The 25,084-nt window shown below is 67.7% G+C and carries 24 protein-coding genes; 10 read left to right on the top strand and 14 right to left on the bottom strand.

What is annotated here, in order from left to right:
* Positions 1-69 precede the first annotated feature (69 nt).
* The 7 genes from SK1NUM_RS05185 to SK1NUM_RS05155 all read right to left on the bottom strand — a co-directional run bounded on the left by SK1NUM_RS05185 (position 70) and on the right by SK1NUM_RS05155 (position 6,435).
* Positions 70-636, bottom strand: a complete 567-nt coding sequence (locus tag SK1NUM_RS05185) for a TetR/AcrR family transcriptional regulator (protein WP_212326218.1) — start codon at positions 634-636, stop codon at positions 70-72.
* A 90-nt stretch (positions 637-726) separates the two neighbouring features.
* Complete coding sequence (gene thpR / locus SK1NUM_RS05180; protein ID WP_212326216.1) at positions 727-1,287, bottom strand: RNA 2',3'-cyclic phosphodiesterase; 561 nt, start codon at positions 1,285-1,287, stop codon at positions 727-729.
* A gap of 53 nt (positions 1,288-1,340) precedes the next feature.
* Positions 1,341-2,432: an LLM class flavin-dependent oxidoreductase gene (locus tag SK1NUM_RS05175; RefSeq protein ID WP_212326214.1), complete on the bottom strand. Its 1,092-nt coding sequence runs from the start codon at positions 2,430-2,432 to the stop codon at positions 1,341-1,343.
* Positions 2,429-3,259, bottom strand: a complete 831-nt coding sequence (locus tag SK1NUM_RS05170; RefSeq protein WP_212326212.1) for an ABC transporter ATP-binding protein — start codon at positions 3,257-3,259, stop codon at positions 2,429-2,431. Before SK1NUM_RS05170 ends, SK1NUM_RS05175 begins: the two co-directional genes overlap by 4 nt.
* The gene (locus SK1NUM_RS05165) at positions 3,256-4,308 is read right to left on the bottom strand and encodes a FecCD family ABC transporter permease (RefSeq protein ID WP_212326210.1); all 1,053 of its coding nucleotides are present in this window, start codon (positions 4,306-4,308) and stop codon (positions 3,256-3,258) included. The genes SK1NUM_RS05170 and SK1NUM_RS05165 overlap by 4 nt, the downstream gene beginning before the upstream one ends.
* On the bottom strand, positions 4,305-5,327 hold the full coding sequence (locus tag SK1NUM_RS05160; protein WP_212326202.1) for a FecCD family ABC transporter permease: 1,023 nt from the start codon (positions 5,325-5,327) through the stop codon (positions 4,305-4,307). The genes SK1NUM_RS05165 and SK1NUM_RS05160 overlap by 4 nt, the downstream gene beginning before the upstream one ends.
* A 46-nt stretch (positions 5,328-5,373) precedes the next feature.
* Positions 5,374-6,435: an ABC transporter substrate-binding protein gene (locus SK1NUM_RS05155; protein ID WP_212326200.1), complete on the bottom strand. Its 1,062-nt coding sequence runs from the start codon at positions 6,433-6,435 to the stop codon at positions 5,374-5,376.
* A 167-nt stretch (positions 6,436-6,602) separates the two neighbouring features.
* Between SK1NUM_RS05155 and SK1NUM_RS05150 the strand changes: the two genes are divergently transcribed.
* Positions 6,603-7,232, top strand: coding sequence for a TetR/AcrR family transcriptional regulator (locus SK1NUM_RS05150; protein WP_212326198.1), 630 nt, complete (start codon positions 6,603-6,605; stop codon positions 7,230-7,232).
* 87 nt (positions 7,233-7,319) lie between these two features.
* Here the strand turns inward: SK1NUM_RS05150 and SK1NUM_RS05145 are convergent, their stop codons facing one another.
* Genes SK1NUM_RS05145 through SK1NUM_RS05130 form a run of 4 tightly spaced genes read right to left on the bottom strand, consistent with a single transcriptional unit; the run spans position 7,320 to position 10,949 of the window.
* Positions 7,320-7,637: a chorismate mutase gene (locus SK1NUM_RS05145; RefSeq protein WP_212326196.1), complete on the bottom strand. Its 318-nt coding sequence runs from the start codon at positions 7,635-7,637 to the stop codon at positions 7,320-7,322.
* Positions 7,637-8,740 carry a GuaB3 family IMP dehydrogenase-related protein gene (locus tag SK1NUM_RS05140; RefSeq protein ID WP_212326194.1) on the bottom strand — a complete coding sequence of 368 codons (1,104 nt, stop codon included), beginning with the start codon at positions 8,738-8,740 and terminating at the stop codon, positions 7,637-7,639. Before SK1NUM_RS05140 ends, SK1NUM_RS05145 begins: the two co-directional genes overlap by 1 nt.
* Before the next feature lie 11 nt (positions 8,741-8,751).
* Complete coding sequence (gene guaB, locus SK1NUM_RS05135) at positions 8,752-10,266, bottom strand: IMP dehydrogenase (protein ID WP_212326192.1); 1,515 nt, start codon at positions 10,264-10,266, stop codon at positions 8,752-8,754.
* A 35-nt stretch (positions 10,267-10,301) separates the two neighbouring features.
* The gene (locus SK1NUM_RS05130; RefSeq protein ID WP_212326190.1) at positions 10,302-10,949 is read right to left on the bottom strand and encodes a trimeric intracellular cation channel family protein; all 648 of its coding nucleotides are present in this window, start codon (positions 10,947-10,949) and stop codon (positions 10,302-10,304) included.
* Between the two features lie 124 nt (positions 10,950-11,073).
* On the opposite strand from SK1NUM_RS05130, the gene SK1NUM_RS05125 reads away from it, so the two are divergent.
* The 4 genes from SK1NUM_RS05125 to SK1NUM_RS05110 are packed head-to-tail and all read left to right on the top strand — an operon-like array spanning position 11,074 to position 14,149.
* A complete protein-coding gene (locus SK1NUM_RS05125) occupies positions 11,074-11,832 on the top strand; it encodes a cyclase family protein (protein ID WP_212326188.1) in 759 nt (252 codons plus the stop codon).
* A 22-nt stretch (positions 11,833-11,854) separates the two neighbouring features.
* Complete coding sequence (locus SK1NUM_RS05120) at positions 11,855-12,259, top strand: carboxymuconolactone decarboxylase family protein (protein ID WP_212326171.1); 405 nt, start codon at positions 11,855-11,857, stop codon at positions 12,257-12,259.
* Positions 12,260-12,277: 18 nt separating this feature from the next.
* Positions 12,278-13,051 carry an SDR family oxidoreductase gene (locus tag SK1NUM_RS05115; RefSeq protein ID WP_212326169.1) on the top strand — a complete coding sequence of 258 codons (774 nt, stop codon included), beginning with the start codon at positions 12,278-12,280 and terminating at the stop codon, positions 13,049-13,051.
* Between the two features lie 15 nt (positions 13,052-13,066).
* Positions 13,067-14,149 carry a branched-chain amino acid aminotransferase gene (locus tag SK1NUM_RS05110; protein WP_212326167.1) on the top strand — a complete coding sequence of 361 codons (1,083 nt, stop codon included), beginning with the start codon at positions 13,067-13,069 and terminating at the stop codon, positions 14,147-14,149.
* 28 nt (positions 14,150-14,177) lie between these two features.
* Here SK1NUM_RS05110 and SK1NUM_RS05105 read toward each other — a convergent pair whose 3' ends face one another.
* The 3 genes from SK1NUM_RS05105 to SK1NUM_RS05095 are packed head-to-tail and all read right to left on the bottom strand — an operon-like array spanning position 14,178 to position 17,256.
* Positions 14,178-15,020, bottom strand: coding sequence for a carbohydrate ABC transporter permease (locus tag SK1NUM_RS05105; protein WP_223927826.1), 843 nt, complete (start codon positions 15,018-15,020; stop codon positions 14,178-14,180).
* Positions 15,017-15,955, bottom strand: a complete 939-nt coding sequence (locus tag SK1NUM_RS05100; protein ID WP_212326165.1) for a carbohydrate ABC transporter permease — start codon at positions 15,953-15,955, stop codon at positions 15,017-15,019. Before SK1NUM_RS05100 ends, SK1NUM_RS05105 begins: the two co-directional genes overlap by 4 nt.
* Complete coding sequence (locus SK1NUM_RS05095; protein WP_212326163.1) at positions 15,955-17,256, bottom strand: ABC transporter substrate-binding protein; 1,302 nt, start codon at positions 17,254-17,256, stop codon at positions 15,955-15,957. Before SK1NUM_RS05095 ends, SK1NUM_RS05100 begins: the two co-directional genes overlap by 1 nt.
* Positions 17,257-17,416: 160 nt before the next feature.
* Between SK1NUM_RS05095 and SK1NUM_RS05090 the strand changes: the two genes are divergently transcribed.
* The 5 genes from SK1NUM_RS05090 to SK1NUM_RS05070 are packed head-to-tail and all read left to right on the top strand — an operon-like array spanning position 17,417 to position 25,040.
* On the top strand, positions 17,417-18,172 hold the full coding sequence (locus SK1NUM_RS05090) for a DeoR/GlpR family DNA-binding transcription regulator (protein ID WP_212326154.1): 756 nt from the start codon (positions 17,417-17,419) through the stop codon (positions 18,170-18,172).
* Positions 18,169-19,554, top strand: coding sequence for a family 4 glycosyl hydrolase (locus SK1NUM_RS05085; protein WP_212326152.1), 1,386 nt, complete (start codon positions 18,169-18,171; stop codon positions 19,552-19,554). Before SK1NUM_RS05090 ends, SK1NUM_RS05085 begins: the two co-directional genes overlap by 4 nt.
* Positions 19,555-19,561: 7 nt before the next feature.
* Positions 19,562-22,669 (top strand): alpha-mannosidase, encoded by a 3,108-nt coding sequence (locus SK1NUM_RS05080; RefSeq protein WP_212326150.1) that lies wholly within the window; start codon positions 19,562-19,564, stop codon positions 22,667-22,669.
* Positions 22,666-23,685, top strand: coding sequence for an alkaline phosphatase family protein (locus SK1NUM_RS05075; RefSeq protein WP_212326148.1), 1,020 nt, complete (start codon positions 22,666-22,668; stop codon positions 23,683-23,685). The genes SK1NUM_RS05080 and SK1NUM_RS05075 overlap by 4 nt, the downstream gene beginning before the upstream one ends.
* Entirely contained in the window at positions 23,682-25,040 is a 1,359-nt protein-coding gene (locus tag SK1NUM_RS05070; RefSeq protein WP_212326146.1) for a glycoside hydrolase family 125 protein, read from the top strand. The genes SK1NUM_RS05075 and SK1NUM_RS05070 overlap by 4 nt, the downstream gene beginning before the upstream one ends.
* The last annotated feature ends 44 nt before the right edge of the window (positions 25,041-25,084 follow it).

Here is a 25,084-nt window from a genome sequence, read left to right as displayed (position 1 = left end):
AGCCGCTGCAACGGCTCCTGGCCCGGAAGTGCCGTGTCCCCCGCATTCCATGGGACACGGCACTTTTGCCTATGTGTGTTCCGCCGTGGTGTCGCCGATGAGCCGCCGCAGCGCCTCCTCGACCTCCTCACGAGGGGTGACCGTCCCCTGGCCCTGTACAGCGGCCAGAAACATGACCCCGTAGAAGTAGGCGAGCACGGCCTGGACGGTCCTTTCAGGAATGCCTCGCGATATCTGCTTCAGCAGATCGGCATCAGTCGGGATGATGAACCGCCGCATTTTGAGATGGGTCGACTGGAGCAGGGCGAAGGACAGCTCATTGCGGATCCGCACCGGGTCAGCGAGCGCTTCCATCACCATGTCCACCAGCACCCCCACCGGATCCTCAGCTTGTTCGAGCGCAGATCCAAACTCGTTCATCAGCTCCTCACGCTCTGACTCCAAGCCAGCCAGCGCCTCCGCCAGCATGTCGGTCAGGGACCTGAAGTAGTGCGTGGTGGAGCCCAGCGGAACCTGGGCGCGTTCCGCCACCTTCCGGTGGGTGACGGCGGCGACCCCGATTTCCCTGATCAGCTCCCCGGCGGCCTGCAGGATCTTGTTCCTGCGCCCCTCGGGATCCCTCGCTCGTTTCGTCACACGAGTAATGTACATTCGTACATGTACATGTGTACATTATCGGCGTGTCGCGGGATACCACCGGTGCGCTGGACCCTGAATCCCAGGCTCTCAGACCCCGGACAGCGATGCGCAGTACAGCACCTCGTGACGACGCTCCCCCAAGTGCGACTCCACGAGGGCCACCTCGGAGACGGTGAACGCCGCTGAGACGTAGGTGTCGAGGGCCTGGACGAGGCGGCCGGCCTGCTGGGCACGGCCGGCCCGGGCCACGGTCAGGTGGGGTGTGAAGCCCGCCCCGTCGGGGCTGCCGCCGTGGTGGGTCACGAGTGCCCGCAGCTGCTGCGACCACTCCCCCAGCCTCGCCGCGGCCTCACCCGGCACGCCGAGGTAGAGGACCTTGGCGCGCTCGGGGCTGCGGAAGGCCCCGGCTCCGGCAACCGTCATGGTCAGTGGTGCGCGGCGCTGGGCCCACGCGTCGAGGCCCTGGATGAGCTCCTCGGTGCGCTGGTCCGGGTAGTCGGCCATGAACGCCAGGGTGACGTGGTAGCTGCCGGGCCGGGTCCAGCGCCACGGCGACCTCTGGGAGGCAGTCCGGCGCGGCTCCAGGAAGCGCTCGATACCGGCGATCACATCGGCAGGCGGGATCACAGCGAGGAAACAGCGCATCATGCGATCCTACGGCCGGGCTCCTGACCGGCCGCGCCATGTCCTGGCCGGCCCCCTCAGCCCGGCAACCCGAGGTGCTCCCGCAGGGTGCCGCCCTGGTAGCCGTCCCGGAAAAGCCCACGCTGTCTGAGCAGCGGAACCACCTGGTCCAGGAATAGGTCTATGGACTTGCGCGACCCGCCCGGCAGGGCGATGAACCCGTCGATGGCCCCGGCCGCTGCCCGGGCCTCGATGGCATCGGCCGCATCCGCCGGGGTGCCGATGACACTCCAATGCAAGGGTGTGTCCACCTCGCTGGCCTCGGCCAGGTCCTGGGCCTCCCCGCGGGTGGCCGCCAGAACCAGGTTGAGCCCGGGCAGGAAACGGATGCCGCCGGCATCACGTCCCGCGGCAACCGCGGCCTCGCGGAGGGCGGTCCGCTGCTCTCGGGCCGCCTCCAGCTCCGGGGTCGCGCCGAAGACCGCATCAGCCACGGACCCAGCGAAGGCGATCCCGGATGGCGACGCCCCAGCCTGCAGCAGGGGCAACCGCCCTGCGGGATGGGCTGGCAGCGCCATCGGCCCGGCAATCTGGAAGTGCTCGCCCTCGAAGTCAATGGACCGCACTCGCGTGGCGTCGGCGAAGACCCCGGAGGCACGGTCGGCGACGAAAGCCTCGGCGGGGAACGAGTCCCAGAGGCTAGTCACCACGCTGACGAACTCCGCGGCGCGCGCGTATCGCTCAGCGGAGCCGGGCGGGTTGGCGAGACCGTAGTTCTCCTCACCGCCGAGGGCGGTGACCACGTTCCAACCCGCACGGCCGCCGCTGATCTGCTGCAGGGAAGCCAGGCTCCGCGCCACGGGGAACGGGTGCGCATAGACCGTCTGGATCGTCGGCACCAGGCCGATCCGCGTCGTGGTTGCGGCCAGAGCGGCAACCAGGGTGTACGAGTCGAGGGTGGCGAAACCGGGAGCCTTGTCGATGGTCTCCAGCCTGAGATAGCCGGCCTCGGGGCAGAAGAGGAAGTCGAGTGCCGCCTCCTCGGCCTGGCGCGCGAGTTCACGGTAGGGGGCGAGGGTGAACATCTCCTCGACGCGGCTGTCGTCGCGTCGCCAGGCTCCCTGGCGCAGCCAGGTGGGGGAAAGTGCGATTCCTATGTTCAGGGTCATGTCGGTCCTTCCGGGTTGGGAGTTCTCGTGGGTGATGGCCTGACCCCTCCGATCGGTGTCACCTGGGGTGATCCGGTCACGGGGTCGGGGTGTATGACGCAGGACAGCCCGAAGACCTCCTCGACGAGTCCAGGGGTGACCACCTGTCCCGGTGGCCCCTGCGCGACGATCCCGCCGTCGCGCAGGGCCACCAGGTGGGTTGCGAAGCGTGCGGCCTGGTTGAGGTCGTGGAGCACCGCCACCAGGCAGCGGCCCCGGCGGTTGAGGTCGACCATCAGTTCCATCAGCTCTATCTGGTGGCGGATGTCGAGAAAGGTGGTGGGCTCGTCCAGCAGCAGGATGGGGGTGTCCTGGGCGAGCGCCATGGCGATCCATACGCGCTGCCGCTGGCCGCCCGACAGCTCATCGACCCGCCGGGTGGCCAGGCCGGTGACGCCCGCGTCCCGCATGGCGCAGGTAACCAGCTCCTCGTCGCGCCAGGTCCATCGCCGGGCGAATCCCTGGTGCGGGAACCGGCCCCGGGCCACCAGCTCGGAGACGGTGATGCCGTCGGGGGCGATCGAGCTCTGCGGCAGGATGCCGATCTGCCTGGCGACCTGCCGGGTGGGGCATGCTTGAATGTCGCGGCCGTCGAGGATCACCTGCCCGGCGGATGGCCTGATGAGCCGGGCCAGGGCTTTCAGCAGCGTGGACTTGCCGCAGCCGTTCGGGCCCACCACCGCGGTGAACTCCCCGTCGAGGACCTCCAGGTCGAGGCCGGTGGAGATGACGTGGCTGCCGTAGCGGAGCTCGACCCCCGTCGCCTGCAGCCGGCTGTCAGCTGTCATGCCGTTCGTCTCCCCTCATGCAGCAGGAGGTAGATCAGGTATAGGCCACCGGCGCAGACAGTGATCAACCCCGCAGGGATGGGGCGGTTGCTGGCGCTGGCAGCCACGGAGCAGAGCTGGGCGGCGGCAAGCAACACCGCCCCCGTCGCTGCCGCCCCGGTGACGGAGATCCCGGGGGTCCTCATGAGCCTCCGGGCGATCTGCGGGGCGGCCAGGGCCACGAAGCCAATGGGGCCGGCCGCCGCGGTCACCACGGCGGAGCACGCCACCCCCACGAAGACGAGCAGCAGCCGGCGGGACTCCAGGGGCAGTCCGAGCGCACTGGCAGCCTGCTCCCCCAGCTCGATGATCCCAAGCGACGGCGCCAGCAAAATCACGGACGCCAGCAGAGCGACCGCGAGTCCCAGCCACATCGGAAGCGTCGCAGGATCCACCCGCGCCAGGGTCCCGGCCCCCCAGAAGCCGACCAGCATGGCGTCCTCGACACGGGCCCGGGTGATCAGGTAAGCATTCACCGCACCCAGCGCCGCGGAGACCGCCAGGCCGGCCACGACGAGCCGGAATCCCCTTCTGCCGCGGCCAGAGAGCAGATGGACGATGAGGGCGGTCAGCAGTCCCCCGCCCACCGCCGCAGCGGCGATGACGCCATGGGCGCGTGCTCCGAACAGGAGCATCGCCATCACGACCGCGGTGTAGGCCCCCGCGTCGAAGCCGATGACATCCGGCGATCCCAGCGGGTTGTGGGTCAGCACCTGGAAGACCGCGCCACCGGTCCCGAGCAAGGCCCCGAAGAACACCGCCGAGACCGCCGCGGGAAGACGCCACTCAAGCACGATCACGCGGGCGAACGTCTGCTGGCCGGACAGGGCCTCGAAGACCTGGCCGAGGGTCAGCGGATAGTCGCCGATGAGCAGGCAGGCTCCCGCCAGCGCCACCGCCAGCAGGACCAGGAGGATCTGCAGCACTGCCGGCCGCACCGCAATGCGGACGCCGAAGCGGGTGCCGCGCAGGCGCAGCATGTGGTGTGCGAAAGTCACCTGCTCCGTCACGGGTTTGCCTTCCATGCCTGCGTCACGAGCAGCGGCGCTCCGATGACGGCGGTGAGGATGCCGACCTCGATCTCCCCGGGCGCGGCGATCACACGACCCAGCGAGTCAGCCATCAGCACGAGGGCCGGAGCGGCCAGGAGAGAGCCGGTGAGAATCAGCCGCTGATCAGGTCCGAGGCTCCAGCGCACCACGTGCGGGATCATCAGCCCGATGAAGGCCAGGCCACCCGTGATCGCCGTGGCAGAGCCGGCTAGCAGTGTGATGGCGATCACAGCGCCAAGCCGGGTCCTGCTGGCCCTGACCCCCAGCCCGGAGGCGACGTCGTCGCCCAGGGCCATGGCGTCCAGCGAGCGCGCCAGGGCGAAGGCGAGGACACAACCCACTGCCATGGCAGGCAGCACCGGGATGAGCTCGTCGAGACGGGTGCGGGCGATCGAGCCCACTCCCCAGGTGCGGACCGCCTCGAACGTGTCGGGATCCAGCAGCGACAGGAACCGGTTCACCCCATTCAGCAACGCCGCCATGGCCACGCCCCCGAGCAGAAGCTGGACGGGGTTGACGGGCCCACGGCCCGCGGCGCCGATCGCGAGGACCAGGGCCGTGGCGCCCAGGGCCCCGGCGAAGGCCCACCACTGATAGCCGGCCACGCCGGTGAGACCGGTGAGCCCGGCCCCCACGGTCACGGCGACCCCGGCCCCGGCATTCACCCCGAGGATGCCCGGGTCCGCGAGGGGGTTGCGGGTCAGGGCCTGCATGAGTGCTCCCGCGACGCCGTACGCCGCCCCGACCGCCAGCCCGACGAGGGTGCGGGGAATCCGCATGTCCCAGACGATCGCCGTGGCCAGGTCAGAACCGGGGGCGACGAGGGCCTGCCACCACTCGGGCAGGCTGAGGAACCTCGCGCCCGTCATGACGCTGAGCGCCACGGAGACGCACAGGACGGCGGCGAATCCCGCCACGACGGGGACTGGGTGACGGAGAACATGCAGGCTCCCGCGCACAAGAACCGGCTGAGCCATGCCGGCCCCACTCACCGGGACCGGGACTGTCTAGGAGCGCTCAGGCTCATTCGATGACCTCGGCGATCTTGGGGACCAGGATGTCGAGCGCGACCTTGGTGCCCAGCGGGCCTGCGGTGGACATCGCCCAGCCTGCGGGGGATGTGTTCTCGGTGATCACCGTGCGCCCGCTCTTCCAGGCCTCAAGCCCCTGGAAGACCGCGGAGTCGGTCAGACCGGGAATGGCCTCCGGGCTGACTGCCGTCTCCTTCTCGCTGCCGGCGACGATCAGCACGTCCGCGTCGATAGAGCCCATGAGCTCGGGACTGACGGTCTGGGTCTCCGAGAAGGACCCCGCCTGCGGAGCCTGCGTGAACCCGATCGAGGTGAACACCTCCTCGATGATCGACCCGGGCAGGCTCTGATAGCTGAGGCCACGCTGGGTGCCGAACCACACGGTGTAGCTGAGGCTCTTGCCCTCGAATCCCGGGTGCGCCTGCCGGGTCCCGGTGATGTAGGCGTCGTAGTCGCTGATCACCTTCTCGGCCGCGGCCGGCAGGTCGAGGGCGTTGCCGAGGATGCGGATGTTGTCCTTCCAGGGATTGCTGAAGTATCCGGTCCACGGCTTGTCGCTGGTAATCACCGGAGCGATCTCAGAGAGCTTCGCGAAGGAGTTGGTGAGGTCGTAGCCGAAGGCGACGATCACATCGGGCTTGGCTGCGGCAATGGACTCATAGGGGTATTGGTCCCAGCTCTCGGTCTCGAAGACCAGCTCGATGCGCCCCGCCGCGGCCTCGGCGAGCCATGGAGCCTTCTTGTAGCCAAGGCCATTCGTGGTGACGGGGACACCACCCATGGCCAACAGGAGCTCCGTGTCCACGGCGTTTGCCCCGACGGTGGCCACGCGGGTTGGTCGCTGTGTGATGACCGACTCGCCGTAGGGCGAGGTGAGTGTGAGCGGGTATCCGGTCTGTCCCTCGGCCGCTGGAAGCAGGGTGGCCTCACCCGAGGTGGCCGGAGCACTCGGTTCACTACCTGGCGTGGCGGTGCAGGAGACAACCATCACGGCGGACAGGACCAGCAGCAGGACGCTGCCGAGCTGAGCCAGCAGAGGAGATCTGGAGGACATGTGGAAGACACCTTCGTTCGGGGACTGCGTCGTCCTGAGCAGTCCAGCGGCCGGTGGAAAAGATTTATGTTAGTTAGCCTAACTTAATTGGGGCCTGTGGGCTAGGGCATCTCAGGCGGGCACCCCGCCAGGCCACACCACTCACCGGGAAACGCCAGAATGGGGGCATGGTCTCACCTGGACGCCCCCGCCTCATCACCACCGACCGCATCGTCGATGCCGGCAGGCGGATCACACTCCCCCAGCTGTCGATCCGTGGAGTGGCACGAGAGCTCGGCGTCAGCGAGATGTCGATCTACCGGGTCGCCGGCGACCTCGAGGGGCTGAGAGCCATGGTGGCCGAGGGCATCGTCGCCGGGCACACTTTTCCCGAACCGACTGCCGGGAATCCAGAGGATGCGCTGGTGGAGCTGGGGCATGCGCTGCGTGACTTCGTCATCGTCAACCCCGGGATCGGCCAGCACCTCACCCGGCTCTCCGCTCCCCGGCATGACTTCACGATCAGGCTCGCGGAGGAACAGCAGGCCGCCTTCGCATCGCGTTTCGGCTACCCCCCGGCCCAGGCGAGTCTCCTGGTATCCACCGTCGCAGAGCACGCGGTGGCGCTCGGCGAGATCAATCCGCTGTCCCACGACGGCCAGGATCAGGACCTCTCGCTGCCTGAGCACGCGCCGACTGTCCGCGCCGGTGCCGAGACCATCGCCTCCCTGACTGCGAGGGAGCGTTTCGACTGGTCGATCCGGGCCACCGCGCGAGGCGCCATATCGCTGCTGGATGACCGGGAGCGCAGGCCGTGAGGCCACCCCTGGTATCTCCCGCCCACTCCCAGACCTGGCATCCGTATGCCATGACAGCGGCTTCAGAGCCCCCGGTCCGGGGCTCTCTCAGCCTTCCGGTTCCTCCCGGGACTCCTCGGCGGCGATCTGCTCGTGATGCCGCACCACCTCGCGGACTATGAACGTGATGAACTTCTCCGCGAGTTCAGGATCCAGCTCGGACTCGATGGCGAGTGCCCGCAGCCGCCGGATCTGTTGAGCCTCACGCTCCGGGTCCGCCGGTGGTAGCGCGGCTGCGGCCTTCAGCCTGCCCACCTCCTGGGTGACCTTGAAACGTTCGGCCAGCAGATGGACGAGCATCGAGTCCATGTTGTCGATGCTGCCTCGCAGCCTCGATAGCTCCCGGCGGGCGTCGGCGGCGTCCATCAGTGCACCATGACGTCGATGCGCTGGAACGACTTGATGTCGGTGTAGCCCGTGAAGGCCATGGCCTTGCGCAACCCACCTACGAGGTTCATGGTGCCGTCGGGCAGATGAGAGGGGCCATTGACGACCTCCGCCAGGGAGCCGACCTGCTCGAAGAACACCCGCTCGCCACGCGGCAGGGTCGCGTGCCAGGCCTCCGGCCCCCAGTGCCAGCCGCGCCCTGGGGCCTCCGTGGCCCGCGCCAGCGGGGAACCGACCATCACCGCGTCGGCTCCGCAGGCGATGGCCTTCGCGATGTCCCCGGACCGCCCAACCGCCCCATCGGCGATCAGATGCACGTACCGCCCGCCCGACTCCTCCAGGTAGTCGCGGCGCGCCTCCGCGACATCCGCGACGGCGGAGGCCATCGGCACCTCGATCCCCAGCACCGAGGCCGTGGTGTGGGTGGCCCCGCCGCCGAAACCGACCAGCACTCCCGCCGCGCCAGCCCGCATTAGGTGCAGAGCCATCCGATAGGTGGCGCAGCCCCCCACCAGAACAGGCACATCGAACCGGTAGATGAACTCCTTCAGGTTGAGGGTGTCCTCGGTCTCGTCGACATGCTCAGCGGAGACCGTGGTGCCGCGGATGACGAAGAAATCCACCCCGGCCCGCTCGATCACATCCGCGAACTGCTGGGTGCGGGCAGGCGACAGGGCCCCAGCGACGGGGACTCCGGCAGCACGGATCTCAGCGAGCCGGGCCTCGATCAGCTCCGCCTTGATGGGCTCGGAGTACAGCTGCTGCATGCGCCGCGTCGCGGTCACCTGGTCCGCCGGCTCGGTCAGCTGCTCATAGGCAGGCGACGGATCCTCGTACCGGGTCCACAGCCCCTCCAGGTTGAGCACTCCCAGGCCGCCCAGACGCCCCATCTCGATGGCGGTCGCGGGCGACATCACCGAGTCCATCGGGGCAGCCACTATCGGCGTGTCGAAGGTCACCGCATCGATGCGCCAGCGCAGATCCACCTCCGATTCGGACCGGGTACGCCGGGCGGGTGCGATGGCGACGTCGTCGAAGGAGTATCCGTGGGTGGCGTTCTTGGAATGGCCGAGTTCATACATTGGTTTTCCTGTCAGCGGGACCAGTAGTTGGGGGCCTCAGCGGTGAGCTGGATGTCATGCGGATGTGATTCTCGCAGACCCGCCGCCGTGATCCGCACGAAACGGCCGCGTTCCTGCAGCTCCTCGACGGTGCGGGCGCCGGAGTAGAACATCGACTGCCTGAGCCCGCCGACCAGCTGGTAGGCGACGGCGGACAGGGGTCCCCGGTAGGCCACCTGCCCCTCGATGCCCTCGGGGACGAGCTTGTCGTCGCTGGCCACGTCACCCTGGAAGTAGCGGTCCTTGGAGTAGGAGGCCTTGCGGCCGCGCGCGGCCATCGCGCCGAGGGATCCCATCCCCCGGTAGGTTTTGAACTGCTTGCCATTGATGAACACCAAGTCGCCGGGGCTCTCCTCGCAACCGGCCAGCAGCGATCCGAGCATCACCGAATTGGCACCCGCGACGATGGCCTTCGCGATGTCACCGGAGTACTGGAGGCCACCGTCGCCGATCACGGGCACGCCATGGGGCCGGGCGGCCCGGGCGGCGTCGTGGATGGCGGTCACCTGCGGCACGCCAACCCCGGCGACCACCCGGGTGGTGCAGATCGACCCCGGCCCGACCCCGACCTTGACGCCGTCGGCACCCGCCTCGACGAGCGCGCGGGCGCCCGCATAGGTGGCGACGTTGCCGCCGATGACATCCACCCCGGCGGCGGCCGGGTCGGCCTTGATGCGCCGGATCATGTCGACCACTCCCCGGGAATGCCCGTGGGCGGTGTCCACGATCACGCAGTCCACCCCCTGCTCGACCAGCGCCATGGCCCGCTCCCAGGCGTCACCGAAGAAACCGACTGCCGCGCCCACCCGGAGCCGGCCGGCGTCGTCCTTGGCGGCGTTGGGGTACTTGTCGGCCTTGACGAAGTCCTTGAGGGTGATCAGGCCCTTGAGACGGCCCCACGAGTCGACTATGGGCAGCTTCTCGATCTTGTTCTTCGCCAGCAGCGCCAGGGCCTCATCGTTGGAGATGCCGACGGGGGCCGTGACCAGGGGCATCCTCGTCATCACCTCATGGACAGGACGGGTCGCATCGTCCTCGAAACGCAGGTCGCGATTGGTGATGATGCCGAGCAGCATCCCGTCGTCATCAACGACCGGCAGGCCCGAGATGCGGTACTGGGAACAGGCCTCGTCCACCTCTCGCAGGCTGGCATCAGGGCCGATGGTCACAGGCTGGGTGACCATGCCCGCCTCCGACCGCTTCACCTGGTCCACCATGTGCGCCTGGGCATCTGTGGAGAGGTTCCGGTGCAGGATCCCGATGCCGCCCTCGCGCGCCATGGCGATGGCCATACGAGACTCGGTGACGGTGTCCATCGCAGCCGACGACAGGGGGATGTTCAGGCGGATGTTGCGGCTGAACCAGGTTGAGGTCTGGGCCTGAGAGGGGATGACATCCGACTCGTTGGGCTGAAGCAGCACATCGTCGAAGGTCAGCCCCAGCGCCTCGAAAGGTGCGGGTACGCCCGAGGGGGTCAGATTCGCCACGAGATTGTTCCTCCCAAGTTGATCAGGCGCCGATTCTATCGCTGCCCACTCCTGGCACCCCGGCCCCTGGGAACGTGCCAGCCGTACCTCAGAGCCACGACGCGAATAGCCACGATCAGGCCCGCGGTACCGAGCATGCCGGCGCTCCCGGCCCACCCCGCCAGGGAGAGCCCGACGATCAGGGCGCCACCCAGCAGAGCCGGGACAACGTACAGTGGGGAACGCCACCTGAAGACAATCGGCACCTCCCGGGCCAGGATGTCACGGAGAATGCCGCCACCCACCCCGGTGATCACACCGACCACGACAGCCGAGGCCGGATGCAGCCCGAAGGCCAGACCCTTCAAGGCGCCGTCAACGGTGAACATACCAAGACCGACGGCGTCGCACAGCAGCAGCGGGATCCTGAGCCTCTCCCAAGTGCGCACCAGGACCATCACGACCAGCGCTGCGAGCACGGATAGGGCCAGCATCCACAGATCCACCAGGGCGGCCACCGGGATGGCCCCGATCAAGACGTCCCGGATCATGCCGCCCCCAACCGCGGTACAGCACGCGAGGGTGATGATGCCGACCGCATCCATCTCCCGCCGTTTGGCCTCAAGCGCCCCCGAGGCGGCGAAGGCGATCACTCCCGTGGCTGACAGCCCCAGCCGGGCCAGCATCTCCAGGTCCCAAACCACGGTTGACAAGTCTAGGGACCCGGATCTCAGACACATCGGATTTCCATCTGGTGGAAGAAACCGGGGTGTAGGCTCCCCGCGGGGGGAGTTGCCCACGATGCAAATTCCTGAACGAGGAGGCCAGATGGCCCAGCACACCGAAACCGTGATCGCCGCCCGTGATGCCGCTTTCGCCGCCCTGGCCGGCGGCTTCCGGCTCGTCGACCTGAGCGACGCCCTCGGCCCCGAGACCATCCTGTGGCCCGGAGCCCCTGCCCTGGAGGTCCTTGAGGCCGTGACCCACGACGCGCACGGCTACCACGCCCGCGTCTTCACCACCTTCGAGCACGCCGGGACGCATTTCGACGCGCCCGAGCACTTCGTGCCGGGCGGAGCGGACACCGCGAGCATCCCGATCGACGACCTAGTGGTGCCAGCTGTGATCATCGACATCACCAAGAAGGCAGCCACCGTCCCGAACGCGGTCGTGGAGCCCGGCGACGTGGAGACGTTCGAGGCACAGCACGGCCCCATCCCCTCCGGGACCGCGGTGCTGATGCGCTCCGGCTGGGCCCTGCGCAAGACCGACCCGCTGAGCTACGCGGGAAGCGAGGGCACCACCGGCCTGGCGTTCCCAGGCTTCGGCGTCGAGGCGGCCCGGCTGCTCGTAGAACGCGGAGTCGTGGGCCTGGGCGTCGACACCCTGGGCATCGACCCGGGTAACAAGCCGGACTTCCCAGTGCACCGCGATGTCTCGCATCCCGCCGGCCTGTGGCATCTAGAGAACCTGATCAACCTCGAACAGCTGCCGGAGACCGGCTCGGTCATCGCCGTCGGCGTCCCGCGGATCGTGGGCGGCACCGGGTTCCCCACCCGGGTGTTCGCCTTCGTGCCCCGGCAGTGAACCGACCCAGACAAGGACACCCATGGAATACACACCGACCCTTCCGCTCGTCGACGACGAGTCCGCCAGCCCGCGCGTCAAAGCCGTCTTCGACGACATCCGCGCCACCCGCCAGACCGACTTCATCAACAACTTCTGGCGGGCCCTGGCCAACGACCCCGCGAACCTGGAACGCACGTGGCAGGAGCTCAAGGAACTCATGGCTCCCGGCACCGAGCTGGATCCGATGATCAAGGAGCTGATCTACGTGGCGGTCTCCACCGTCAACAACTGCACCTACTGCGTGCGCTCGCACACCGCCGCTGCCCGGGCCAAGGGCGCCAGCGACGCCCAGATCGCCGAGCTGCAGTCGATCGTCGCCGCGGCCAACAAGACCAACCGGCTCGCGATCGGGCTCCAGGTTCCCGTCGACGAGGTTTTCGCCTAGAAAACCGGAGAGGACGTCATGGAGCTAGGCCTGAAAGACAGGCGCGCGATCGTCACCGGAGGTTCCAAGGGCCTCGGCTTCGCCATCGCGCAGGAACTCATCCGTGAGGGCGCCACGGTACGGATCTGCGCTCGCAACACCGAGGAGGTAGCAGCCGCCGTCGACAAGCTGGGTGAGCAGGCCGGTGGCCAAGCCGTTGATGTGCGTGACGCCAGTCAGCTGAGCACCTTCATGACCTGGGCTGCAGAGTCGATGGGGGGCATCGACATCCTGGTCAACAACGCCGGGGGCGCGCATCCCGGCTCGTTCGAGGCGCTCTCCGACGAGTCGCTGCTGGCTGACTTCAACATCAAGGTGCACTCGTGGTTCCGGGCCGTCAAGGCCGCCCTTCCCTGGCTGCGCCGGAGCCCCGCCCCGCGGGTGATCAACATCGGATCGGTGTACGCACGCATGCCCGATTTCCGTTTCTTCTCCACCACCGTCAACCGCGCGGCCGGCCTCAACCTGACCAAGGCCCTCGCGCAGGAGCTCGCAGGCGACCGCATCCTGGTCAATGCCGTGAACATCGGCTGCGTGGAGACACCGCAGTGGGCGAACATCCACCAGAAGCGGGCGCCCGAGAAGTCCGCAGACGAGTTCTTCGCGGAACTCGCCGCCGACGAGATCCCCCTCGCCCGTTTCGGGAAGCCGGAGGAGGTCTCGGGCATCGTGGCCTTCCTCGCCAGCGACCGGGCGAGCTACATCACGGGGGCCAGTATCGACGTCGCCGGCGGCATGGGCCGCTACGCCTGAAACAAGGAGAGACCAATGGCTGAATTCCGCCTGGAGACCGCCGTCCGCAGACCAGAGGCGGAGCGCAATGCGATCCTCGCCGCCCCCGGTTTCGGCTCGAACTTCAGCGACCACATGGTCGTGATCGACTGGGACCGGGAACGCGGCTGGCATGACCACCGCATCACCGGTTACGCCCCATTCACCCTCGACCCCGCCTCAGCGGTGTTCCACTACGCGCAGGAGGCGTTCGAGGGGCTGAAGGCCTATGCCCATGCGGACGGCTCGCTTTGGCGGTTCCGCGCCGAGGTCAACGCAGCCCGGTTCCAGCGGTCAGCTCGCCGGCTGGCGCTGCCGGAGCTCAGCACCGGCGATTTCCTGGCCGGCATCGACCGTCTCGTCGAGGTGGACCGGGACTGGGTGCCACGCGGGGCGGAGCAGAGCCTGTACCTGAGGCCATTCATGTTCGCCCACTCGGCTTTCCTGGCCGTGAAACCGTCGGCGACGGTCACCTACGCGGTGATCGCCAGCCCGTCCGGGGCGTACTTCGGCGGTTCGGGAGTGCAGCCGGTCAAGATCTGGTTCTCCCGCGAGTTCAGCAGGGCCGCCCCGGGGGGCACAGGGTTCGCCAAATGTGGCGGGAACTATGCGGCGTCGATGGTGGCGCAGCAGGAGGCGGAGGCCGCCGGCTGCAGCCAGGTGGCGTTCCTGGACGCGGTGGAGCGTCGCTACGTGGAGGAACTCGGCGGCATGAACCTGTTCGCCGTCACCGCCGATGGCCGGGTGATCACTCCCCAGCTGACCGACTCGATCCTGGAGGGCGTGACCCGCTCGGCGGTGCTGCGGCTCGCAGCCGACACCGGCCTGGCCGTGGAGGAGCGCCGCCTGCCCCAGGAGGAGCTCTACCAGGGCATCGATGACGGCAGCATCAGCGAGGTCTTCGCCTGCGGCACCGCCGCCATCATCACCCCAGTGGCTAGCTTCGCCGACCCTGACGGCGTCCACGTGGTGGCCGGCGGTGAGCCGGGAGCGACCACTCTCAGTCTGCGTGAGCAGCTCACCGAGATCCAGTACGGGCTGCGGCCGGATCCCTACGGTTGGATGCACCGCATCGTCTGAACGGCCAGTGACCTGGCCGAGGGCCCAGTCACATCTTGACCGCGCCCTCGGTCAGGCCACTCAGGAACTGGCGGCTGCCCGCTATGAAAACCAGCAGCAGCGGGGCGACGGCGATGAACGCCCCCATCATCACCAGCCCGTAGTCGGTGCCGTGGGCGGCCTGGAGCTGCGACAGCACCACCTGCAGCGTGAGCTGATTCGGGTTGTTCAGTACGATCAACGGCCAGAAGAAGTCGTTCCAGGACCCGATGAAGGTGAAGATCCCAAGGAACGCCAGGGCGGGACGTGCCGCGGGCAGGGCGACGTGCAGGTATTGCCGGAAGAAGCCGCAGCCGTCCATGGTGGCGGCCTCGATCAGCTCGGCATGCACGGCGTTGGTGAAGTACTGCCGGAGCCAGAAGATGCCGAAGGCATTCGCGAAAGCGGGAAACATCACCGCCTGCAGTTTGCCTACCCAGCCGATCTGGCTCATCACCAGGAAGAGCGGGATCGTGGAGAGCTGTCCCGGCAGCAGGAATGTGAACATGATGATGCCAAACAGGATCCCTCGTCCCCTGAAGGAGAATTTCGCGAAGGCGAAGGCCGCAATGGAGTCGAGGAAGAGCACCACGAAGGTGACCACCACCGCGACGATGAGGGTGTTCATCATGGCCGCCCACACATTCACGGTGCCCGTCACCTTCTGGAAGTTCTCCAAGAACCGGTCCCCGGGAACCAGCGGCGGCGGGAAGTCATAGATCGCGCTGGAGCGGTGGGTGGACAGCACGAACATCCAGTAGAACGGGAAAAATGCGATGAGGGCACCAGCTGCGAGGAAAAGATGCCTCATCAGCCCCCAGGGCCGGAAGGGACGCCGTCGCTGCTCACTCATGCGCTGCGCTCCCTCGTGGCGAAGAAGTTGATGATCGCGAACACCATCACTATCACGACGATTCCCCAGGCGATGGCGGCACCGTACCCGTAGCGATTTTCCTGGAAGGCCACCGAGTAGAAATACATGACCATCGTGAGCCCGGAGTTGCCGACTCCCCCACTGGCTGCGGCGCTGCCGGCCTTCGCGCTCGTCAGCACCTGCGACTCGGTGAACGACTGCAGCGACCCGATGGTCGACATGATCGTCACGAACATCACGATCGGGCGCAACAGCGGCAGGGTGATGTGGAAGAACTGCCGTACCGGGCCCGCGCCCTCCAGGGAGGCCGCCTCGTAGATCTCCCTGGGTATAGCCTGCAGGCCGGCCAGGATGATTAGGGCGTTGTAGCCGACGAAACTCCACGCCGACAGTGTCGAGATCGCGATCTTTATCCCCCATTCCGTCCTCAGCCACGGGATGCTGTCTGCCCCGATCGCATTCAGCAGGGCATTCGCGAGACCGAAGTTGCTGGAAAAGACCGAGCTGAACAGGATGCCCATCGCCACCATCGACGTCACGTTCGGCAACAGATAGGCCACCCGGTAGGTGTTAGAGAAGCGTTTCGTGCTGTTCAGCGCGAGGGCGACGAGCGTCGCGAGGGTGAGGCAGGGAATGGTAGACATCGCCCACAGGATCACCGTGTTGAAGAACGATTTCCAGAACAGCTTGTCGGTCAGCAGATAGTGGAAATTCTTGAATCCGATGAGCTGGAATTCCCCAAGTCCACTCCAGTTCGTGAACGAGATGAAGGCGGTGAACAGGATCGGAAGAGCCGAGAACAGCGCAAACAACAGGTAATACGGCGAGACGGCCGCATACAGCGGCCAAGCTCGCCGTCCCCGCACCCTCAGCGTGCCGAGTTCAGGAGCTTTCGTGCGGGTCCTACGGGACATCAGAGGGTCAGCCCATTCTGTTCGGCGAGCCGTTTCGCCTGCTCCACAGCGTCATTCCACGCTTGCTCGGGATCCTTCTGGCCCGTCTCGATCAGCTCCAGCTCCGCGCTGAACGGGCCGCTGACAGTGTTGTCGAACTTGTGTTCGTACAGCGGGCGCACGGTGGCGGCGGCAGCAGCGAACACCTCGCCACCCACCTGGCCGCCCAGGAATTCCGTCGGCTTGTGGAGTGCCTCCGACGTGAACGCCGCCGAGTTTGCGGGGAAGTTGCCCTTGTCCTCATACTCGATGATCTGGTTGTCGGCGTTGAGGATATGCATGATCACCTCGAAGGCCTTCGCCGCATCGGCTGTGCCTTTCGGGATGGTCAGGAAGGAGCCGCCATTGTTGGTGGCATCGCCGGGGTGAGCGCAGACGTGCCACTTGCCGGAGGTGTCGGGGGCGTCCACCATCAGGTCGGACAGATGCCACGATGCCCCGATGTCGGCCGGTAGCTTTCCGGAGGCCACCGCCGCCTGCGTGTCCGGGGTATCGGCCTTGGCCGCGGCGCTGATGCCCAGCGTGCGGGCCTTGACTGCGGTGTCCCAGGCGGAGCGGATGTGGTCCTCGGCTCCGATGAACTTCCCGGAGGAGTCGACAAAATTCTGTCCCGACTGCTTGACGGCCGTCTGGAACACGGTCTCCAGGCTCCGGATGAGGAAGGTCCCCGACTCCTTGGCGAGCATCTCGGTGCCGAGGCTGAAGTATTCGTCCCAGGTGCGGATGGCCGCCGCCAGCGCCTCGGGCTCGTGGGGCAGTCCCAGCCGCTCGAACACGTCGAACCGGTAGAACAGGGCGGTGGGACCGATGTCGATCGGGATGCCCAGCTGCCTGCCGTCGGCAGCCGTGGCCTGACTCCACTTCCAGTCCAGGAACTCGCCCTTCCGGTCCTGGGCGCCCAGGGTGTTGAGGTCGGTGAAAAAGTCTGGCTGAGAGACGAAGAAGGCGATGTCCTCGCCCTTGACGCCGGTGATCGACGGTAGCCCGGTGCCGGCCTGGAAGGTGGTGGTGAGTTTCTGCTTGAACTCGCCGCCGATGACGTCCTGGCGCAGCGACACGTCCGGGAAGACCTTCGCGACGGAGTCCAGGACCTTGGCGGAGAAGCCCTCAGGCCAGGTCCACAGCACCATCTGCGCACCACCTGAGCTGGCCGCATCGCCCGAACCGGCTGGAGCGGTTGAGCAGCCGCTCAAGAGAGCGGAAAGCGACGCGATACCGCCTAGGGCGATCACACCGCGTCGTGTGATTGGTTCGGTGAGCATTTCAGTCTCCTAGAGATGTGAACCTTGCCACGCCTACGTCATTGAGGCTTGCAAGCCCTCAGGCTAGGACGCACGCGAATGCATGTCAATGCGCGCTAAAGACTGTTGATGATCGAATTTGTTGCAGTCGCTCGGCTCGGAATTGTAGGTTTGTGACGTGATGAAAGAGGCTCGTCAGCGTGCTCTCCTGGGGCAGTTGCGCGAACATCAGGTGGCCAGCACGGCCGCCCTGTCCGATGCGCTCGGAGCCTCCGCCGCCACCGTGCGCAGGGACCTCGACGAGCTGAGCTCCCTGGGGCTGATCGTGCGGGTTTTCGGAGGTGCACGGCTGGCCTCCGAGGACCCTCTGGGCGAGAAGGTGGATGACCCCTTCGACGAGGTGCTCGCCCGCAACGACGCGGGCAAACAGGCGATAGCGAGGCTGGTCGCCCAGCGGATCACGCCAGGTAGCACAGTGTTCCTCGAATCCGGGACCACCACCTATCACGTGGCCACCGAGCTGCAAGCCGCCGAGCTGACCGTCGTGACCAACTCGCTTCGCATCGCGGACCTGCTGACCTCCGCATCCGGAGTCGAGCTGATCATGCTGGGGGGCCACATCAACCGCGAATACATGTCCACGCAGGGCACAGCAACCACCAGCGAGCTCGCCAACCTGCAGATCGATGTTGCGGTGCTCGGCTGCTCCGGGGTAGGGAGGCGGGCTGTGGTCCGCGACACCGACCCGCGGGGACGCGAGATCAAACGCGCCGCCTGCAAGCAGGCCTCCCTCGTCATCCTCGTCGCCGACCACGAGAAGTTCCCTGGGATCGGGGCCTATAACGCCATCGACATCGCCGATGTGGACCTGGTGGTCACCGATCTGCCGATACCCGGCTCATTCCCCAGCCTGCCAGCGGAGGTGCTGCACCCATGAAACTGACTCTCCTAGGCGGCGGCGGTTTCCGCGTCCCGCTGATGTTCCGCACCCTCCTGAGGGACGAGAGCGACCAGCGGGTCACCGAGCTTAGGCTGTGGGACACAGACGCGGAGCGGCTCGCGGTGATCCGCTCCATCCTGGGCGCGATGGCATCGGGGCATCCGAAGGCTCCCGTGGTCAGGGTGGCTGGGGACCTGGACGACGCCGTGGCCGGCGCTGATTTCGTCTTCAGCGCCATCCGGGCCGGCGGCACCGAGGGCCGGGCGACGGAGGAGACCATCGCCCACTGCTGCGGTGTCCTCGGCCAGGAGACCACTGGCTTCGGCGGCCTGGACTACGCGCTGCGGGGCATCCCCACTGCGGTGCACATCGCGGAACAGATCGCCCGGCTGGCCCCCGGCGCCCATCTGATCAACTTCACCAACCCAGCCGGGATCATCACCGAGGTGAGCGCCCAGATCCTCGGGGACAGGGTGATCGGCATCTGCGACTCCCCCGTGGGCCTGGCCCGCCGTGCCCTCAGCACGCTGGAGGGTGCCGGGCTCGTGCCGGCCGGCACCGCGTCCCAGGTGATCGCGGGTGATGACCGGGTGCGCCTGGACTACCTTGGCCTCAACCACCTGGGATGGCTGCAACGCCTGCTGGTCGACGGTGAGGACGTGCTGCCCCGGCTGCTGGAACGCCCCGGCCTGATCAGCTCCTTCGAGGAGGGACGCCTATTCGGCGCCGACTGGATCCGCCACCTGGGCTCGGTGCCCAACGAGTACCTGCACTACTACTACTTCGCCCGCGAGACCCGGGAAGCCGACGAGTCGGTGGAAGCCACCCGCGGCGTGTTCCTAGCGGCCCAGCAACGTGACTTCTACACACGCGCCGCCAGTCTGCCGGGTCCGCAGGCCTATGAACTGTGGGAGGCCACCCGGCTGCGGCGCGAGGAGACCTACATGGCCTCGAACCGCTTGGCCGCAGGCGGCGTCGAGCGCGATGAGGAGGACCTTGAGTCCGGCGGCTATGACCGGGTGGCGCTGGCGGTGATGAAGGCCATAGCGTTCGACGAGGTCACCGACCTGATCGTCAACTCCCGCAATGGCGGCCGGATACCGCAGCTGCCGCACGACGCCGTCATCGAGGCTCCGTGCCGGATCGGCGCCGCGGGGTTGACGCCACTGCCGGTCTCGCCGCTGCCGGAGCATGCCACCGGGCTGGTGCAGTCGGTGAAGTACGCGGAGCGTACCGCCATCCGGGCCGCTCGTGAGCACAGCCTGGAGCTGGCCGTCGCTGCCTTCGCCCATCACCCGCTGATCGACGGGGTCGGTGTGGCCAGGAAGCTGTTGGCGCGTTCCCGGGAGGAGTTCCCGGAGCTTGGGTACCTGAGCTGAGGCCGGTATGCACCACTTCGACTCCGTGATCCTGGAGCGTGCCGAACGGGTCAAGGACGACCGCGTACGCCCGCTGATCGACCGCACCGTGGGACACCTGGAGGTCGCGGCCTGGCAGGCACCGGGCGAGCCGGTGCCACCTGCGGAGGCCGCTGCGCAGTCCTTCTCCCCCATCCGCCTGCCGCATCGCTGGGGTGCGGCGTGGAGCACCTGGTGGTTCCGGCTGTCCGGGAAGGTCCCCACCACAGCCGACGGGCAGCGGCTGCGCCTGGCGGTGAACCTGGGGTTCGCTGACGCCTGGCCCGGCGGCCAGTGCGAGGGACTGCTGTTCGACTCCGGCCTGCAGGTGATCAAGGCCGTCAACTCCCGGAATCGTTCGGCGGTCATCACCGAGCAGGCTGTTCCGGGAACGCCGCTGGAATTCTTCGTGGAAGCCGCCGCGAATCCCGACCTATTCGCTCACGGATGCAGGCCGACTGTCCTCGGGGACCACCTGACGGCGCCGCGGGATCCGGTCTACGAGTTCCGCTCGGCCCAATTGCAGATCCGCGACGAGCAGCTGTGGGGCCTGTTCCACGATCTCGACGTGCTGTGGGACCTGGCACGGAACCTCCCGGAGAACAGCACCCGGCGCGCGGTGATCGTCAAGGGCCTGGAGCGGGCGCTCGACGTGCTGGACCTGCATGACGTGCCCGGCTCGGCGGGACGAGCACGCACAGCACTGGCCCCGGTCTTTGAGGCTCCGGCAATCGCGTCGGCGCTGAACGTGACGGCGATCGGGCATGCCCATATCGACTCGGCCTGGCTGTGGCCGGTGCGCGAGACCGTCCGGAAGGTGGCTCGCACCTTCTCGAATGTGGTTGCGCTCGCCGCCGAATACCCGGACTTCCGGTTCACCGCGACCAGCGCCCAACAGTATGCCTGGCTCCAGGAACGGCATCCGGAGGTCTTCGACCGCGTCAGGGCCGCCGTCGATGCCGGGCAGTGGTTCCCGTCGGGCGGCATGTGGGTGGAACCGGATGTAAACATGCCCGGCGGGGAGTCGCTGATCCGACAGTTCGCCCTCGGCACCAGGTACTTCCAGCGCGAGCTGGGAGTGCGCAGCCGCACGCTGTGGCTGCCCGACTCGTTTGGCTACCCGGCCAGCCTGCCACAGATCGCCGTCCAGTGCGGGATGAGGGGTTTCCTCACCCAGAAGCTGTCATGGAACCAGCACAACCGGCTTCCGCATTCCACGATGTGGTGGGAGGGCATCGACGGCACCCGGATTTTCACGCACTTCCCGCCGGTCGACTGCTACGACTCGGAGCTGACCTCGCAGGAGTATCTGCGGGCCGTCGACAACTACGCGGAGAAGGGGGTCGCAACACATCAGGTGATCCCGTTCGGGTATGGCGACGGCGGGGGCGGCCCGACGGCGGAGATGGTGGAGCGGGCCCGGCGCCTGGCCGATCTGGAGGGGGCACCGCGGGTGGCGATGGGCGATCCCGATGCGTTCTTCGAGGCGGCACGCGCCGAGTACGGGGCGGATGCGCCGGTCCACGCCGGTGAGCTCTACCTGGAGTTCCACCGCGGTGTCTTCACCTCGCAGCTGGAGATGAAGCAGGGCAACCGCCGCAGCGAGCATGCGCTGCGAGAAGCTGAGTTCCTGTGGGTCCTGGCGCTGCTGGCCGGCATCCCGCGGGAGCGTTTCCCCGCGGCCAGGCTGGAGCGGCTGTGGCAGATGGTGTTGCTGAACCAGTTCCACGACATCTTGCCGGGCAGCTCCATCGCGTGGGTGCACCGGGTGGCCCGCGAGGAGTACGCACAGATCCTTGCCGGGGTGCGGACCGTGGCTGATGAGGCCGTCGCCTCTCTGGGTGGCGGTGGCGAAGCGGTCCTGAATGCCCTGGGTCACGAGGTGACGCGGGTCACCGAGCTGGGCGATGGCCGGCTGGGCCTGGTAGCCGCCCCGCCACTGGCGGTCACCCCCCTTGCGCAGGCCTTGCGTGAGCCCACGGCCCCGGCAGTGGCATATCGCGAAGATGAGACGGTGGTGCTGGCCAATGCCCGGCTCCGCGCGGTGATCGACGCGGCGGGGAACATCAGCTCCCTGACTGACCTGGTGCGCGGCCGGGAGGTGTTGCTGCCCGGGACCGGCGGGATCCGGTTGCGCGCCTTCGAGGACGTCCCGAACGCGTTCGATGCCTGGGACCTCGAACGTCACCACCTGAACCCCGGCAATGAGCTGGCGGCACCGGACGCCGAGGCGATGGAGGTCGTAGCAGGAGGCGGGTTGCGCGCGGAGGTGCGGATCACGCGGGTCCTGGGCGCCTCCCGCCTCGTCCAGACCGTCTCCCTCGATGCCGATTCCCCACGGCTGGACTTCACGCTGCACGCCGACTGGCGGGAACGCGAGACCCTGCTGAAAGTGGCGTTCCCGCTAGCGGTGCGGGCCCGCGAGCACGCCGCCGAGGTGCAGTTCGGGCATGTGAGGCGGCCCGTCCACGAAAACACCAGCTGGGACTACGCCCGCTTCGAGGTGCCCGCCGGGCGCTGGCTGCTGGTGGAGGAACCCGGCTACGGACTCGCCGTCATCAATGACTCCAACCACGGCCATTCCGTTGCTCCGCTGCGCACCAGCCCACGGGGGCACGATGGAGCCGGCACGCAGGTGTCGCTGTCGCTGATGCGCGCCCCGGTGTTCCCGGATCCGCAAGCGGACCAGTCGGAGCGCACGGTCCAGTTCTCGCTGCTGCTCGACGCCGTCGTGGAATCCGCCACGCGGGCCGGGTATGAGCTGAACCTACCGCCACGCGTGGTGAATGCTCCCGCGCTCCAGCTGGCGACCCTGGAGGTCCCGGGCGCGCACATCGAGGCGGTGCTGCCCGCCGAGGACGGCTCCGGCGATGTGATCATGCGCCTCTACGAGGGGGCGGGGAGACCCGCCTCAGGCGTTCTGCGCCTGGCCTTCGACGCGGCCCGCGTCCGGGAGGTCGATCCGCTGGAGGATGACCTCTCCGAGGACCTGTGGCCGCCGCGCGTCGACGTCACCGGCACCCGGGAGGTGCCGGTCGCATTGACGGCATTCACGATCCTGACGCTGCGCATCACACCCGCTGGAGGACAGTCATGAAACTTCTGCTGATTGGCCTGGATGGGGTGCGGATCGATGTCGCCGTCCCCTCGGCGATACCCGCGAATCCCGCCTTCGCCGAACCCCACCACCCCGCCGACCCGCGGTTCGCCGCAGAGCCCGCACCGGCGGACCGTCCCGAGATGCTACAGGACCCCTCCCCCGCCGCGCCGACGCTGGCCCGGCTGATCAGGGGCGGCCTGATCGCGCCGGTGTGGATGACCCCGCCCACAGACTCCGGCCCTGGCTGGTCGAACCTGTTGACGGGCACCACCCATGAGGAGAACAACGTCTGGTGGAACGAGTTCGTCGGGCACAGGCTGGCTGAATGCCCCGACGTGCTGTCGCGGGTCTTCTTCGCCAACCCGAAAGCCCGCACCTATGCGGCTGCCACCTGGGAGGCGCTGCTCGGCAGTTTCGGCCCGGTGATCCAGCGTCGCATCGACCAGCAGCGCACCGGGCAGCACAAGGTGTTCATCCCGCGCGACTTCACACGTGGCTGCGTCAGCGCCGACCTGGAGGTGCGCAGCCACGCCTGCCAGGTGCTGAACCACGAGGGGCCGGACGCGGCCTTCGTCTACTTCGAGGGGGTCGACGAGGCCGGGCACCGGGACGGCGCGGCCTCCCCCGGGTACCGGAGCGCCATCGGCGAGGTGGACGAGCACGTCCGCGCCCTGGTGAAGGCCGTAGCGGAACGCCACGAGGCGCTGGACGAGCAGTGGCTGGTGACGGTCACCACCGACCACGGCCACAAACCAGAGGGCGGCCACGGCGAGGACGAGGTGGACGTGCGGCGCTCATTCCTGATCTTGCACAGCTTCGGCCGTCCGCTGGAGCTGCCGGTCCGGTTCCTGGCGGATGGGCTTCCGAAGGCCCTCTACAGTCACGAGGTGACGCCGCTGCTGCTGGAGCTGCTGGGTGTGACCGGCGGCGCGTGGCACCCGGAGCACGAGGTGGGTCTTACCATCGACATCCCGTCGGTGGGCCCGACGAGGAACTTGGCCTTCGAGTGGTGAGCTGGGGAGCTCCGGTCGGGAAACCCACCCAGCGGCCACTGCTGCTGCCCGGCTGGCTCCTTGAGGAGGTCCGGACGCGGGTCGCGCGGGCGACCGGGCACGAACGCGCGGCAGAGATAACCGCCCGGTTGCTGGCTGGCACCGCCACCACCACGATCGACCTGGGAGCTCCCGGCGAGGAGACCTGGGTCATCACCGGCGACATACCCGCCATGTGGTTGCGGGACTCCTGCCTGCAGCTGGCGCCTCTGCTACGCCTGGTCCCGGATTTCCCGAAGCTGGCCGGGGTGGCTGCCAGCCTGCTTAGACGCCACTGGCGGATGATCCTGACCGACCCCTACGCCAATGCCTTCAACCGGACGCCGGACGGCAACCGCTGGGACGAGGACCTACCACCCCAGGGGCCGTGGGTCTGGGAACGTAAGTGGGAACTCGACTCGCTGGCCTTCCCCCTCGACCTGGCAGCCCGCCTGGACGCACTCGGCTGCCGCAGCTGGCAGACCCCGGAATTCTGGGCAGCGCTGGAGGTCATCCTGGATGTCGCCGAGACCGAACAACATCATGAGGCGAAGAGCACCTATCGGTTCACGCGTCCCGGCGCCCCCGCCTCGGACACCCTGGTGCGCGAGGGCCGTGGCCCCCTCACCCGGGAGTGCGGGCTGGTGTTTCAAGCCTTCCGGCCCAGCGACGACGCCTGCCAGCTCGGCTTCAACATCCCCGGGAACGCGTTCTTCGCCAGCACCCTCGGTCACCTCGCGCCCCTGCTGGGCCGCAATCCCCTCAAGGCCCGGGTCCTGGACCTGGCCTCCAGCATCGAAGAGGGCATCGGCGCCCATGGGATGATCCGGCGCCCAGAACCCCACCTGGCCTATGAGGTCAACGGCATGGGCGGGCAGCTGTTCATGGACGACGCCAATCTGCCGTCCCTGCTCGGACTGCCCTACCTGGGGGTCATGGAGGCCGGCGGTCCCTTGTATCAGGCCACCCGTCGCCGGGTGCTATCAGAGGCGAACCCCCACTTCGTGACGGCCCCCCGGCTGCGTGGCGTCGGTTCCCCGCACACCCCGCCCGGTCACGTCTGGCCGATCGCGGTCGCCGTCGCCGGCCTGACCGCGATCGACCCGGCGGAGAAGTCAGCGGCGCTGCGCATGCTGATAGACAGCACCGGAGGCACCGGGTGGATGCATGAGAGCGTCGACGCCAGCGACCCGGCGCATTTCACCCGGCCCTGGTTCTCCTGGGCGAACGCGATGTTCTGCGAGCTGGCGCTGGACATCGCGTCCTATCCGCGTCCGGCCCTCAGCCAGCGATCTTGGATGAGAAACCCGTCACCAGGCTTCAAATCACATTATTGAAAACGATCTCATAGTCACAATTCAGCCGATATCTGGCACAACCT

Source organism: Arachnia rubra, assembly GCF_019973735.1.
Taxonomy (GTDB): Bacteria; Actinomycetota; Actinomycetes; order Propionibacteriales; family Propionibacteriaceae; genus Arachnia; species Arachnia rubra.
This window is presented reverse-complemented; position numbering and strand designations above follow the sequence as displayed.

What these genes read in the sequence shown, in the direction of transcription:
- thpR (WP_212326216.1), bottom strand. Translation starts at nt 1,287, where the DNA reads ATGATGCGCTGTTTCCTCGCTGTGATCCCGCCTGCCGATGTGATCGCC.
- SK1NUM_RS05175 (WP_212326214.1), bottom strand. Translation starts at nt 2,432, where the DNA reads ATGACCCTGAACATAGGAATCGCACTTTCCCCCACCTGGCTGCGCCAG.
- SK1NUM_RS05170 (WP_212326212.1), bottom strand. Translation starts at nt 3,259, where the DNA reads ATGACAGCTGACAGCCGGCTGCAGGCGACGGGGGTCGAGCTCCGCTAC.
- SK1NUM_RS05160 (WP_212326202.1), bottom strand. Translation starts at nt 5,327, where the DNA reads ATGGCTCAGCCGGTTCTTGTGCGCGGGAGCCTGCATGTTCTCCGTCAC.
- SK1NUM_RS05155 (WP_212326200.1), bottom strand. Translation starts at nt 6,435, where the DNA reads ATGTCCTCCAGATCTCCTCTGCTGGCTCAGCTCGGCAGCGTCCTGCTG.
- SK1NUM_RS05150 (WP_212326198.1), top strand. Translation starts at nt 6,603, where the DNA reads ATGGTCTCACCTGGACGCCCCCGCCTCATCACCACCGACCGCATCGTC.
- SK1NUM_RS05145 (WP_212326196.1), bottom strand. Translation starts at nt 7,637, where the DNA reads ATGGACGCCGCCGACGCCCGCCGGGAGCTATCGAGGCTGCGAGGCAGC.
- SK1NUM_RS05140 (WP_212326194.1), bottom strand. Translation starts at nt 8,740, where the DNA reads ATGTATGAACTCGGCCATTCCAAGAACGCCACCCACGGATACTCCTTC.
- SK1NUM_RS05125 (WP_212326188.1), top strand. Translation starts at nt 11,074, where the DNA reads ATGGCCCAGCACACCGAAACCGTGATCGCCGCCCGTGATGCCGCTTTC.
- SK1NUM_RS05120 (WP_212326171.1), top strand. Translation starts at nt 11,855, where the DNA reads ATGGAATACACACCGACCCTTCCGCTCGTCGACGACGAGTCCGCCAGC.
- SK1NUM_RS05115 (WP_212326169.1), top strand. Translation starts at nt 12,278, where the DNA reads ATGGAGCTAGGCCTGAAAGACAGGCGCGCGATCGTCACCGGAGGTTCC.
- SK1NUM_RS05110 (WP_212326167.1), top strand. Translation starts at nt 13,067, where the DNA reads ATGGCTGAATTCCGCCTGGAGACCGCCGTCCGCAGACCAGAGGCGGAG.
- SK1NUM_RS05105 (WP_223927826.1), bottom strand. Translation starts at nt 15,020, where the DNA reads ATGAGTGAGCAGCGACGGCGTCCCTTCCGGCCCTGGGGGCTGATGAGG.
- SK1NUM_RS05100 (WP_212326165.1), bottom strand. Translation starts at nt 15,955, where the DNA reads ATGTCCCGTAGGACCCGCACGAAAGCTCCTGAACTCGGCACGCTGAGG.
- SK1NUM_RS05095 (WP_212326163.1), bottom strand. Translation starts at nt 17,256, where the DNA reads ATGCTCACCGAACCAATCACACGACGCGGTGTGATCGCCCTAGGCGGT.
- SK1NUM_RS05090 (WP_212326154.1), top strand. Translation starts at nt 17,417, where the DNA reads ATGAAAGAGGCTCGTCAGCGTGCTCTCCTGGGGCAGTTGCGCGAACAT.
- SK1NUM_RS05085 (WP_212326152.1), top strand. Translation starts at nt 18,169, where the DNA reads ATGAAACTGACTCTCCTAGGCGGCGGCGGTTTCCGCGTCCCGCTGATG.
- SK1NUM_RS05080 (WP_212326150.1), top strand. Translation starts at nt 19,562, where the DNA reads ATGCACCACTTCGACTCCGTGATCCTGGAGCGTGCCGAACGGGTCAAG.
- SK1NUM_RS05075 (WP_212326148.1), top strand. Translation starts at nt 22,666, where the DNA reads ATGAAACTTCTGCTGATTGGCCTGGATGGGGTGCGGATCGATGTCGCC.